The organism is Martinezella multihospitum (genome assembly GCF_900094585.1).
Lineage (GTDB): Bacteria > Pseudomonadota > Alphaproteobacteria > Rhizobiales > Rhizobiaceae > Rhizobium > Rhizobium multihospitium.
Genome location: NZ_FMAG01000006.1, coordinates 410,947 through 420,742, shown reverse-complemented (window position 1 = coordinate 420,742; position 9,796 = coordinate 410,947). Strand labels below are relative to the sequence as shown.

Here is a 9,796-nt window from a genome sequence, read left to right as displayed (position 1 = left end):
TCTGGCCGTGGTACGGTTGTGACGGGCCGCGTCGAGCGTGGTATCGTCAAGGTTGGTGAAGAAGTCGAAATCGTCGGCATTCGTCCGACGTCGAAGACGACGGTTACCGGCGTTGAAATGTTCCGCAAGCTGCTCGATCAGGGCCAGGCTGGCGACAACATCGGTGCGCTGATCCGCGGTGTGAACCGTGACGGCGTCGAGCGTGGTCAGATCCTGTGCAAGCCGGGCTCCGTGAAGCCGCACAAGAAGTTCATGGCCGAAGCCTACATCCTGACGAAGGAAGAAGGCGGCCGTCATACGCCGTTCTTCACGAACTACCGTCCGCAGTTCTACTTCCGTACGACTGACGTGACCGGCATCGTGACGCTTCCGGAAGGCACGGAAATGGTTATGCCTGGCGACAACGTCACCGTTGCCGTTGAGCTGATCGTTCCGATCGCGATGGAAGAAAAGCTTCGCTTCGCGATCCGCGAAGGCGGCCGTACCGTCGGCGCTGGCATCGTGGCTTCCATCGTCGAGTAATTCGAAGGCGGCCGCTCCATCCGAGCGGCCGATTCGATGACAATATTATGATGCAAGCGGCTGTAGCCGCTTGCTTATGACATAGAAATGTTGCAAATGGCGCGCGAGCGCGAGTTGCGCGCTGCTTCGGATGACGAAGCGGCCAATGAAATTAACAATAAGGTGGGTCGAAAGGCCTAAAGAGTGGATGGGGATGCCGTCGCCGGCGTCCCTCTCGATCTTTGAAACCGGTGGTCCGCCTTAGGAAACAGAACAACCCGTGCCCTTGTTGGAGAGGCACGCGAGATAACAAACACAAGGATAACGTCGAATGAACGGCCAAAATATCCGCATTCGCCTGAAGGCGTTCGATCACCGAATTCTCGATGCTTCCACGCGCGAGATCGTGTCGACGGCGAAGCGCACCGGTGCTAGCGTCCGGGGCCCCGTTCCGCTTCCGACTCGTATCGAGAAGTTTACGGTAAACCGGTCCCCGCACATCGACAAGAAGAGCCGCGAGCAGTTCGAGATGCGCACGCATAAGCGCCTCCTCGACATCGTTGACCCGACCCCGCAGACGGTAGACGCGCTGATGAAGCTCGATCTCGCCGCCGGTGTCGATGTTGAGATCAAGCTCTAAGACCTCTGGTCCTCGAGCTGAGTGAGAAGGATTGAACCGATGCGTTCAGGTGTGATTGCACAGAAGGTGGGAATGACCCGCGTCTATAACGACGCCGGCGAGCATGTCCCGGTTACCGTATTGCGTATGGAAGGCTGCCAGGTCGTAGCCCAGCGCACAGTTGAAAAGAATGGCTACACCGCAGTTCAGCTCGGTGCCGGCCAGGCTAAAGTTAAGAACACGACGAAGGCTCTTCGCGGCCATTTCGCCGTTGCAAGCGTAGAGCCGAAGGCCAAGCTCGCAGAATTCCGTGTCACGGAAGACAATCTGCTCGCAGTTGGCACCGAGCTCAACGCAGGCCACTTCACGGCGGGTCAGCTCGTCGACGTGACCGGCACGACGATCGGTAAGGGCTTTGCCGGCGCCATCAAGCGCCACGGCTTCGGCGGTCTGCGCGCCACGCACGGTGTGTCGGTTTCGCACCGCTCGCACGGTTCGACCGGCTCGCGGCAGGACCCGGGCAAGGTGTTCAAGAACAAGAAGATGGCTGGTCACATGGGCCAGACCCGCGTCACGACGCAGAACCTCGAAGTGGTATCGACCGATGAAGATCGCGGTCTGATCCTCGTCAAGGGTGCGGTTCCCGGCTCCAAGGGTGCCTGGATCATCGTGCGCGACGCCGTCAAGTCGGCAGCGAAGTAAGGGAGCCAAACCAATGGAATTCAACGTCAAGACCCTTGAGGGCAAAGACGCCGGGAAGGTTTCCCTTTCTGATGCGATTTTCGGCCTCGAGCCGCGTGAAGACATTCTCGCTCGCGTCGTTCGCTGGCAGCTTGCCAAGAAGCAGCAGGGCACGCATCAGGCCAAGGGCCGCGCTGACGTAGCGCGCACCGGCGCCAAGATGTACAAGCAGAAGGGTACGGGCCGCGCTCGTCACCATTCGGCTCGCGCTCCGCAGTTCCGCGGCGGTGGCAAGGCTCACGGCCCGGTCGCTCGCAGCCACGAGCACGATCTGCCGAAGAAGGTTCGCGCCCTCGGCCTGCGTCATGCTCTCTCGGCCAAGTTCAAGGCTGAAGACGTGATCGTCATCGACAATCTCGTCGCAACCGAAGCCAAGACCAAGGCACTCGCTGGTGCTTTCGAGACGCTCGGCCTGACGAACGCTCTGTTCATCGGCGGTGCTGAGCTCGACAGCAACTTCAAGCTCGCAGCCCAGAACATCCCGAACATCGATGTTCTGCCGGTTCAGGGCATCAACGTTTACGACATCCTGCGCCGCGGCAAGCTCGTGCTGTCCAAGGCTGCAGTTGAAGCTCTAGAGGAGCGATTCAAGTGACGGATCTTCGCCATTACGATGTGATCGTTTCTCCTGCGATCACCGAAAAGTCCACGCTGGTTTCGGATAATAACCAGGTTGTTTTCAACGTTGCCAAGACCGCGACGAAGCCTGAGATCAAGGCTGCCGTCGAAGCGCTGTTCGGCGTCAAGGTTACGGCCGTCAACACTCTGCTGCGCAAGGGCAAGACCAAGCGGTTCAAAGGTCTCGTCGGCAAGCAGAAGGACGTGAAGAAGGCTGTTGTGACGCTCGCCGAAGGCCAGTCGATCGACGTCTCCACCGGTCTCTGAGGAATAAGAAAATGGCATTGAAAACATTCAATCCGACGACCCCGAGCCAGCGTCAGCTGGTCATCGTCGATCGCTCCTCGCTCTACAAGGGCAAGCCGGTCAAGTCGCTGACGGAAGGCCTCACCTCCAAGGGTGGCCGTAACAACACCGGCCGCATCACCGTCCGTTTCCAGGGCGGTGGTCACAAGCGCAGCTATCGTCTGGTCGACTTCAAGCGTCGCAAGTTCGACGTTGAGGCAACCGTCGAGCGTATCGAATACGACCCGAACCGTACCGCTTACATCGCTCTGGTGAAGTACACGGACGGCGAACTGGCCTACATCATTGCTCCGCAGCGTCTTGCTTCGGGCGACAAGGTCATCGCTTCGGAAAAGGCAGTGGACGTGAAGCCTGGGAACACCATGCCGCTTCAGTTCATCCCGGTCGGCTCCATCATCCACAACGTGGAAATGAAGCCGGGCAAGGGTGGTCAGATCGCTCGCTCCGCCGGTTCCTACGCTCAGCTCGTTGGTCGTGACCAGGGAATGGCGATCCTTCGCCTGAACTCGGGCGAACAGCGCCTCGTGCACGGCACCTGCCTTGCTACGATCGGTGCGGTTTCCAACCCGGATCACGGCAACATCAACGACGGTAAGGCCGGTCGTTCGCGTTGGCGTGGCAAGAAGCCGCATAACCGCGGCGTTGTCATGAACCCGGTCGACCATCCGCACGGCGGTGGTGAAGGCCGCACCTCCGGTGGTCGCCATCCGGTGACTCCGTGGGGCAAGCCGACCAAGGGCAAGCGTACGCGGTCGAACAAGTCGACCGACAAGATGATTATGCGCTCGCGCCATCAGCGCAAGAAGTAAGAGAGGAAGTCTCAAGTGGCTCGTTCAGTATGGAAAGGTCCGTTTGTTGACGGCTATCTTCTCAAGAAGGCTGAGAAGGTGCGCGAAGGCGGACGTAACGAAATAATCAAGATGTGGAGCCGTCGCTCCACCATCATGCCGCAGTTCGTCGGTCTCACCTTCGGCGTCTACAACGGCAGCAAGCACATTCCGGTCAGCGTCAATGAAGACATGGTCGGACACAAGTTCGGCGAGTTCGCCCCGACCCGTACCTATTATGGTCACGGTGCGGACAAGAAGGCGAAGAGGAAGTAACAATGGGCAAGGCAAAAACCGAACGCCGGCTGAAGGACAACGAGGCGCAGGCAGTTGCGCGCACGCTCCGCGTCAGCCCGCAGAAGCTCAACCTGGTCGCGGCTTCGATCCGCGGCAAGAAGGTTGATCGCGCGCTCGCAGAGCTGGAATTCTCGCGCAAGCGTATCGCTGGCGCCGTGAAGAAGACGCTCGAATCTGCGATCGCCAATGCAGAAAACAACCACGACCTCGACGTTGACTCGCTGGTCGTAGCGGAAGCTTATGTCGGCAAGTCGATCGTCATGAAGCGTTTCCACGCTCGTGGCCGTGGCCGTGCGTCTCGTATCGAGCGTCCGTTCGCCCACCTGACGATCGTTGTCCGCGAAGTTGAAGCTCAAGGGGAGGCCGCATAATGGGTCAGAAAATCAATCCGATCGGTTTTCGTCTCGGCATTAACCGTACCTGGGATAGCCGCTGGTTTGCGGACAATGCCGAGTACGGCCAGCTTCTCCACGAAGACCTCAAGATGCGCAAGTTCGTCATGAACGAACTGAAGCAGGCTGGTATCTCCAAGGTGGTCATCGAGCGTCCGCACAAGAAGTGCCGCGTCACGATCCACTCGGCTCGTCCGGGCCTGATCATCGGCAAGAAGGGCGCTGACATCGACAAGCTCCGCAAGAAGCTGTCGGACATGACGAATTCCGAAACGCACCTCAACATCGTTGAAGTTCGCAAGCCGGAAATCGACGCGACGCTGGTTGCCCAGTCGATCGCTCAGCAGCTCGAGCGCCGTGTTGCTTTCCGTCGCGCCATGAAGCGCGCCGTTCAGTCCGCGATGCGTCTTGGCGCCGAAGGCATCAAGATCACCTGCGCCGGCCGTCTCGGCGGTGCTGAAATCGCTCGTACGGAATGGTACCGCGAAGGTCGCGTGCCGCTGCATACGCTGCGCGCTGACATCGACTACGGTACGGCTGAAGCAGAAACCGCTTTCGGTATCTGCGGCATCAAGGTCTGGATCTTCAAGGGCGAAATCCTTGAGCACGATCCGATGGCCTCCGAACGCCGCGCGCTCGAAGGCGACGCCCAGGGTCCGGCTAGCCGCGATCGCGATAGAGACCGTCGCCGCGACAACGCTTGATAGCGTACGTGGCAGATAAGTTCGGAGAATAAGAAAATGTTGCAACCAAAGCGTACGAAGTACCGTAAGCAGTTCAAGGGTCGCATCAAGGGCGTCGCCAAGGGCGGTTCTGATCTGGCTTTCGGCGAATTCGGTCTGAAGGCGCAGGAACCTAACCGCGTCAACGCTCGCGAAATCGAAGCGGCCCGCCGCGCGATCACGCGCTACATGAAGCGCGCCGGCCGCGTATGGATCCGTGTTTTCCCGGATGTTCCGGTGACGGCAAAGCCGACCGAAGTCCGTATGGGTAAAGGTAAGGGTTCCGTCGAATACTGGGCATGCAAGGTCAAGCCCGGCCGCATGATGTTCGAGATCGACGGTGTGAGCGAAGAAATCGCTCGTGAGGCTCTGCGCCTCGGCTCCGCCAAGCTCTCGGTCAAGACGCGCTTCGTTCAGCGCATTGCAGAGTAAGGAAGAAGCTCATGAAAGCCGCAGATGTTCGCGCCCTGAGCGCCGACCAACTCAAGGACGAGCTTGCCAAGCTGAAGAAGGAGCAGTTCAACCTGCGCTTTCAGAAGGCGACCGGCCAGCTTGAGAAGTCCTCGCGCATCAACGAAGTCCGTAAGGACATCGCTCGCGTAAAAACCATTGCCCGCCAGAAGGCGGCAGAAGCAAAGGCCTAAAGGAAAAATAACATGCCGAAGCGCATTCTGCAGGGCGTCGTGGTCAGCGACAAGAACGAGAAGACGGTAGTTGTCCGCGTTGAGCGTCGTTTCGCTCACCCGCTGCTCCAGAAGACCGTTCGTCGTTCCAAGAAGTACAAGGCTCACGACGAAAACAATCAGTACAAGACCGGCGACGTCGTTTCCATCGAGGAATGCGCGCCGATCTCCAAGGATAAGACCTGGACGGTCGTTTCCGCCCAGTCCAAGTAACAGAATTTCGCTCAGGCCCTTGCGCTTGGGCGAAATATCTGTATGAAGCACGAGCTTGGAAGCAGGACGCTCGAGAACGGGCGTTCTTTTGCTTTATTGATGGCCGGCAGAGACGATCGTGAGTGGTCGCGAAGCCAGGCATAATCAGACAAGACACTAGTCCATAAGCCGGGGTAGGGGGTCGTTTGGCCCAACCATTCCGGTAACAACAAGAAGGCGACCTGACATGATTCAGATGCAAACAAACCTCGACGTGGCGGATAATTCCGGCGCACGTCGTGTCATGTGCATCAAGGTGCTGGGCGGCTCGAAGCGCAAGTATGCCTCGATCGGCGACGTCATCGTCGTTTCGATCAAGGAAGCTATTCCGCGCGGCCGTGTGAAGAAGGGTGACGTGATGAAGGCGGTCGTCGTTCGTACCGCCAAGGACATCCGTCGTCCGGATGGCAGCGTCATCCGCTTCGATACCAACGCAGCAGTCCTCATCGACAACAAGAAAGAGCCGATCGGCACCCGTATCTTCGGACCGGTTCCGCGCGAACTTCGCGCCAAGAACCACATGAAGATCATCTCGCTGGCTCCAGAAGTACTGTAAGGAGCGGAGCGATGCAGAAGATCCGTAAAGGCGACAAGGTTGTCGTATTGACCGGTAAGGACAAGGGCCGTACCGGCGAAGTCATTCAAGTGCTGCCGAAGGAAGACCGTGCGGTCGTTCGTGGCGTCAACGTCATCAAGCGCCATCAGCGCCAGACGCAGAACCAGGAAGCCGGCATCATCAGCAAGGAAGCCTCGCTTCACCTGTCCAACCTGGCGATCGTCGACAAGGACGGCAAGCCGACCCGCGTCGGTTTCAAGGTTGTGGATGGCAAGAAGGTCCGCGTGGCCAAGACCTCTGGAGAAGTGATCGATGGCTGAGGTAAAGTACGAGCCGCGGCTCAAGAAGGAATACGTTGCTCGCATCCGTGCAGCCATGCAGGAGAAGTTCTCCTACGCTAACGAGATGCAGATCCCGAAGCTGGACAAGATCGTGATCAACATGGGCGTTGGCGAAGCGACGGCTGATTCGAAGAAGCCGACCGTTGCTGCTGCCGACCTGGCGGCCATCGCTGGCCAGAAGCCGGTCATCACCCGCGCACGCAACTCCATCGCTGGCTTCAAGGTCCGCGAAAATATGCCGATCGGCGCCAAGGTTACCCTGCGCGGCGCCCGCATGTATGAGTTCCTGGATCGTCTGGTCAACATCGCGCTCCCGCGCGTTCGCGACTTCCGCGGCCTGAACCCGAAGAGCTTTGACGGTCGTGGCAATTTTGCCATGGGCATCAAGGAGCACATTGTGTTCCCTGAGATCAACTACGACAAGGTTGATCAGATGTGGGGCATGGACATCATCGTTTGCACGACGGCGACGACCGACGACGAAGCACGGGCTCTTCTGAAAGAGTTCAACTTCCCGTTCCGTCAATAACCGTAACGACGAGCGTAGAAAAGGAACCCTGATATGGCGAAGACAAGCGCAGTTGAAAAGAACAAGCGCCGCCGCAATACGGTTGCCAACCAGGCCGCTAAGCGGGCTGCTCTCAAGGCAATCATCATGAACCAGTCTCTCTCGATCGAAGACCGGTTCAAGGCCACCCTGAAGCTGGCATCGCTGCCGCGCGATGGATCGAAGACCCGTATTCGCAACCGTTGCGAAGTGTCTGGCCGTCCGCGCGCCTACTACCGCAAACTGCGCATGTCGCGTATCGCGCTGCGTGAACTCGGCAATCTCGGCAAGGTGCCGGGCATCGTCAAGTCCAGCTGGTAAGGAGCAGATTAGATGTCTATGACTGATCCTTTGGGCGATATGCTCACCCGCATCCGCAATGGCGCTTCGCGCCGCAAGTCGTCGGTTTCGACGCCTGCGTCCAAGCTCCGTGCGCGCGTTCTCGATGTACTCCAGGCTGAAGGCTACATCCGTGGCTATTCCGTCGTCGATTTCGGCAACGGCAAGTCTGAGCTCAACATCGAACTCAAGTACTATGAAGGCTCGTCGGTGATCCGTGAGATCGGCCGCGTGTCCAAGCCGGGCCGCCGGGTTTATGTCTCGGTCAAGTCCATTCCGCAGGTCGCGAACGGCCTCGGCATCACCATCCTTTCGACTCCGAAGGGTGTGATGGCCGATCACCAGGCTCGCGAACAGAATGTTGGTGGCGAGGTTCTCTGCTCGGTCTTCTAAGATCGAACAGAGATATCTCCCTCGAAACAGACAGGTTTGAAAAATGTCTCGTATCGGTAAGAAGCCCGTTCAGGTACCTGCAGGGATCACGGCCACGGTTGATGGCCAGAAAGTGACTGCGAAGGGCCCCAAGGGCGAGCTGTTTTTCGTCGCTAACGACGAAATCGGTCTCAAGCTGGAAAACAATGCAATCGTCGTGACGCCGCTCAACGACTCCAAGGATGCTCGCGCAAAGTGGGGCATGTCCCGCACGATGATCGAGAACATCTTCAAGGGTGTTAAGGACGGCTACGAGCGCAAGCTCGAAATCAACGGCGTCGGCTACCGTGCCTCCATGCAGGGCAAGAACCTGCAGCTTGCGCTCGGCTTCAGCCACGACGTGGTTTATGAGCCCCCGCAGGGCATCTCGATCGCTGTGCCGAAGCCGACGGAAATCGTCGTCACCGGCATCAACAAGCAGCAGGTCGGCCAGGTTGCCGCTGAAATCCGCGAATACCGCGGCCCCGAGCCCTACAAGGGCAAGGGTGTGAAGTATGCCGAAGAGCGGATTGTCCGCAAAGAAGGCAAGAAGAAGTAAGGAACACGCGAAATGGCTAGCAGGAAAGAAGCACTTGCGCGTCGCGCCAACCGCGTGCGCCGCCAAATCAAGTCGGTGGCCAATGGCCGTCCGCGCCTGTCGGTTCATCGCTCGTCGAAGAACATCTACGCCCAGGTCATCGATGACGTGGCTGGCAAGACCCTCGCGGCTGCCTCCACCCTCGACAAGGATCTGCGCGGTTCTCTGAAGACCGGTGCCGATACCGCAGCCGCAGCCCTCGTTGGCAAGCTCGTAGCCGAGCGCGCCTCCAAGGCCGGCGTGAAGGAAGTCGTGTTCGATCGCGGCGCTTTCATCTACCACGGCCGCATCAAGGCCCTGGCTGAAGCAGCCCGTGAAGGCGGCCTGACCTTCTAATCAAGTTTCCGGCCGGTAGCCGATAGGCGCCGGCCGGATTTCACCGGACCGCAAATCTCCGCAAGGAGGTTGATGCGGTCCTCGTTTTGTTTGCCGATTGCACCCGGAAAAGAAAAAGGAAGAGGACAATGGCACAGGAAAAGAGGGCTCCGCGGGAAGACCGTCAGAGCCGTGAAGAGCGCGATAGCGAATTCGTCGACAAGCTGGTCGCGATCAACCGCGTCGCCAAGGTTGTTAAGGGTGGCCGTCGCTTCGGCTTCGCCGCTCTCGTCGTTGTCGGCGACCAGAAGGGCCGCGTAGGCTTCGGCCATGGCAAGGCACGCGAAGTGCCGGAAGCTATCCGCAAGGCCACCGAAAGCGCCAAGCGCGATCTGATCTTCGTACCGCTGCGCGACGGCCGTACGCTGCATCACGACGTCCATGGCCGTCACGGCGCAGGTAAGGTTCTGCTGCGTTCGGCCAAGGTTGGTACCGGTATCATCGCCGGCGGTCCGATGCGCGCCGTTTTCGAAACGCTCGGCGTTCATGACGTCGTTGCCAAGTCGACCGGTTCGTCGAACCCGTACAACATGGTTCGCGCCACGTTCGACGCCCTGAAGCACCAGGTTCACCCGAAGGACATCGCAGCTCAGCGCGGCATCAAGTATGCTACCCTGCAGGCTCGCCGCGCCGCTTCGGGCAACGCCTCCGAAGAATAAGGGAGTTTGACC

General features: G+C 59.0%; 20 protein-coding genes. All 20 read left to right on the top strand.

The window, feature by feature from the left end; all coding sequences use genetic code 11:
* On the top strand, positions 1 to 522 hold a 522-nt coding region (locus GA0061103_RS24960; RefSeq protein WP_245304860.1), incomplete at its 5' end, for an EF-Tu C-terminal domain-related protein.
* A 310-nt stretch (positions 523 to 832) separates the two neighbouring features.
* On the top strand, positions 833 to 1,141 hold the full coding sequence (gene rpsJ, locus GA0061103_RS24955; RefSeq protein WP_003547547.1) for a 30S ribosomal protein S10: 309 nt from the start codon (positions 833 to 835) through the stop codon (positions 1,139 to 1,141).
* 39 nt (positions 1,142 to 1,180) lie between these two features.
* Positions 1,181 to 1,822 (top strand): 50S ribosomal protein L3, encoded by a 642-nt coding sequence (rplC, locus tag GA0061103_RS24950; protein WP_075852342.1) that lies wholly within the window; start codon positions 1,181 to 1,183, stop codon positions 1,820 to 1,822.
* Between the two features lie 13 nt (positions 1,823 to 1,835).
* On the top strand, positions 1,836 to 2,456 hold the full coding sequence (rplD, locus tag GA0061103_RS24945) for a 50S ribosomal protein L4 (protein ID WP_015339599.1): 621 nt from the start codon (positions 1,836 to 1,838) through the stop codon (positions 2,454 to 2,456).
* Complete coding sequence (locus tag GA0061103_RS24940; RefSeq protein ID WP_028753972.1) at positions 2,453 to 2,746, top strand: 50S ribosomal protein L23; 294 nt, start codon at positions 2,453 to 2,455, stop codon at positions 2,744 to 2,746. Before rplD ends, GA0061103_RS24940 begins: the two co-directional genes overlap by 4 nt.
* Before the next feature lie 11 nt (positions 2,747 to 2,757).
* A complete protein-coding gene (gene rplB, locus GA0061103_RS24935; RefSeq protein ID WP_015339601.1) occupies positions 2,758 to 3,594 on the top strand; it encodes a 50S ribosomal protein L2 in 837 nt (278 codons plus the stop codon).
* Between the two features lie 15 nt (positions 3,595 to 3,609).
* The gene (gene rpsS, locus GA0061103_RS24930; RefSeq protein ID WP_015339602.1) at positions 3,610 to 3,888 is read left to right on the top strand and encodes a 30S ribosomal protein S19; all 279 of its coding nucleotides are present in this window, start codon (positions 3,610 to 3,612) and stop codon (positions 3,886 to 3,888) included.
* Positions 3,889 to 3,890: 2 nt separating this feature from the next.
* Positions 3,891 to 4,280, top strand: a complete 390-nt coding sequence (rplV, locus tag GA0061103_RS24925; protein WP_004118391.1) for a 50S ribosomal protein L22 — start codon at positions 3,891 to 3,893, stop codon at positions 4,278 to 4,280.
* Positions 4,280 to 5,005 (top strand): 30S ribosomal protein S3, encoded by a 726-nt coding sequence (gene rpsC, locus GA0061103_RS24920; RefSeq protein ID WP_004118393.1) that lies wholly within the window; start codon positions 4,280 to 4,282, stop codon positions 5,003 to 5,005. The genes rplV and rpsC overlap by 1 nt, the downstream gene beginning before the upstream one ends.
* Before the next feature lie 36 nt (positions 5,006 to 5,041).
* Positions 5,042 to 5,455: a 50S ribosomal protein L16 gene (gene rplP, locus GA0061103_RS24915; protein ID WP_003573792.1), complete on the top strand. Its 414-nt coding sequence runs from the start codon at positions 5,042 to 5,044 to the stop codon at positions 5,453 to 5,455.
* 11 nt (positions 5,456 to 5,466) lie between these two features.
* The gene (gene rpmC / locus GA0061103_RS24910; protein ID WP_007690763.1) at positions 5,467 to 5,667 is read left to right on the top strand and encodes a 50S ribosomal protein L29; all 201 of its coding nucleotides are present in this window, start codon (positions 5,467 to 5,469) and stop codon (positions 5,665 to 5,667) included.
* A gap of 12 nt (positions 5,668 to 5,679) precedes the next feature.
* Positions 5,680 to 5,919 (top strand): 30S ribosomal protein S17, encoded by a 240-nt coding sequence (gene rpsQ / locus GA0061103_RS24905; RefSeq protein ID WP_069611899.1) that lies wholly within the window; start codon positions 5,680 to 5,682, stop codon positions 5,917 to 5,919.
* Between the two features lie 226 nt (positions 5,920 to 6,145).
* Entirely contained in the window at positions 6,146 to 6,514 is a 369-nt protein-coding gene (gene rplN, locus GA0061103_RS24900; protein ID WP_003573790.1) for a 50S ribosomal protein L14, read from the top strand.
* 11 nt (positions 6,515 to 6,525) lie between these two features.
* The gene (rplX, locus tag GA0061103_RS24895; protein ID WP_015339605.1) at positions 6,526 to 6,834 is read left to right on the top strand and encodes a 50S ribosomal protein L24; all 309 of its coding nucleotides are present in this window, start codon (positions 6,526 to 6,528) and stop codon (positions 6,832 to 6,834) included.
* Complete coding sequence (gene rplE, locus GA0061103_RS24890) at positions 6,827 to 7,384, top strand: 50S ribosomal protein L5 (protein ID WP_047634795.1); 558 nt, start codon at positions 6,827 to 6,829, stop codon at positions 7,382 to 7,384. Before rplX ends, rplE begins: the two co-directional genes overlap by 8 nt.
* Positions 7,385 to 7,417: 33 nt before the next feature.
* Positions 7,418 to 7,723, top strand: coding sequence for a 30S ribosomal protein S14 (rpsN, locus tag GA0061103_RS24885; protein WP_004118406.1), 306 nt, complete (start codon positions 7,418 to 7,420; stop codon positions 7,721 to 7,723).
* Between the two features lie 12 nt (positions 7,724 to 7,735).
* On the top strand, positions 7,736 to 8,134 hold the full coding sequence (gene rpsH, locus GA0061103_RS24880) for a 30S ribosomal protein S8 (protein ID WP_004118408.1): 399 nt from the start codon (positions 7,736 to 7,738) through the stop codon (positions 8,132 to 8,134).
* Positions 8,135 to 8,177: 43 nt separating this feature from the next.
* Complete coding sequence (rplF, locus tag GA0061103_RS24875) at positions 8,178 to 8,711, top strand: 50S ribosomal protein L6 (RefSeq protein ID WP_092715850.1); 534 nt, start codon at positions 8,178 to 8,180, stop codon at positions 8,709 to 8,711.
* Positions 8,712 to 8,723: 12 nt separating this feature from the next.
* On the top strand, positions 8,724 to 9,086 hold the full coding sequence (gene rplR / locus GA0061103_RS24870) for a 50S ribosomal protein L18 (protein ID WP_004118412.1): 363 nt from the start codon (positions 8,724 to 8,726) through the stop codon (positions 9,084 to 9,086).
* A 128-nt stretch (positions 9,087 to 9,214) separates the two neighbouring features.
* Positions 9,215 to 9,784 carry a 30S ribosomal protein S5 gene (gene rpsE / locus GA0061103_RS24865; protein WP_092715848.1) on the top strand — a complete coding sequence of 190 codons (570 nt, stop codon included), beginning with the start codon at positions 9,215 to 9,217 and terminating at the stop codon, positions 9,782 to 9,784.
* The last annotated feature ends 12 nt before the right edge of the window (positions 9,785 to 9,796 follow it).

Coding starts and splice junctions, on each gene's coding strand:
- rpsN (WP_004118406.1), top strand. CDS start 7,418: ATGGCGAAGACAAGCGCAGTTGAAAAGAACAAGCGCCGCCGCAATACG.
- rpsH (WP_004118408.1), top strand. CDS start 7,736: ATGTCTATGACTGATCCTTTGGGCGATATGCTCACCCGCATCCGCAAT.
- rpsC (WP_004118393.1), top strand. CDS start 4,280: ATGGGTCAGAAAATCAATCCGATCGGTTTTCGTCTCGGCATTAACCGT.
- rplX (WP_015339605.1), top strand. CDS start 6,526: ATGCAGAAGATCCGTAAAGGCGACAAGGTTGTCGTATTGACCGGTAAG.
- rplP (WP_003573792.1), top strand. CDS start 5,042: ATGTTGCAACCAAAGCGTACGAAGTACCGTAAGCAGTTCAAGGGTCGC.
- rpsE (WP_092715848.1), top strand. CDS start 9,215: ATGGCACAGGAAAAGAGGGCTCCGCGGGAAGACCGTCAGAGCCGTGAA.
- rplN (WP_003573790.1), top strand. CDS start 6,146: ATGATTCAGATGCAAACAAACCTCGACGTGGCGGATAATTCCGGCGCA.
- rpsQ (WP_069611899.1), top strand. CDS start 5,680: ATGCCGAAGCGCATTCTGCAGGGCGTCGTGGTCAGCGACAAGAACGAG.
- rplR (WP_004118412.1), top strand. CDS start 8,724: ATGGCTAGCAGGAAAGAAGCACTTGCGCGTCGCGCCAACCGCGTGCGC.
- rplV (WP_004118391.1), top strand. CDS start 3,891: ATGGGCAAGGCAAAAACCGAACGCCGGCTGAAGGACAACGAGGCGCAG.
- rpmC (WP_007690763.1), top strand. CDS start 5,467: ATGAAAGCCGCAGATGTTCGCGCCCTGAGCGCCGACCAACTCAAGGAC.
- rplE (WP_047634795.1), top strand. CDS start 6,827: ATGGCTGAGGTAAAGTACGAGCCGCGGCTCAAGAAGGAATACGTTGCT.
- rpsJ (WP_003547547.1), top strand. CDS start 833: ATGAACGGCCAAAATATCCGCATTCGCCTGAAGGCGTTCGATCACCGA.
- rplD (WP_015339599.1), top strand. CDS start 1,836: ATGGAATTCAACGTCAAGACCCTTGAGGGCAAAGACGCCGGGAAGGTT.
- rplC (WP_075852342.1), top strand. CDS start 1,181: ATGCGTTCAGGTGTGATTGCACAGAAGGTGGGAATGACCCGCGTCTAT.
- rplF (WP_092715850.1), top strand. CDS start 8,178: ATGTCTCGTATCGGTAAGAAGCCCGTTCAGGTACCTGCAGGGATCACG.
- rplB (WP_015339601.1), top strand. CDS start 2,758: ATGGCATTGAAAACATTCAATCCGACGACCCCGAGCCAGCGTCAGCTG.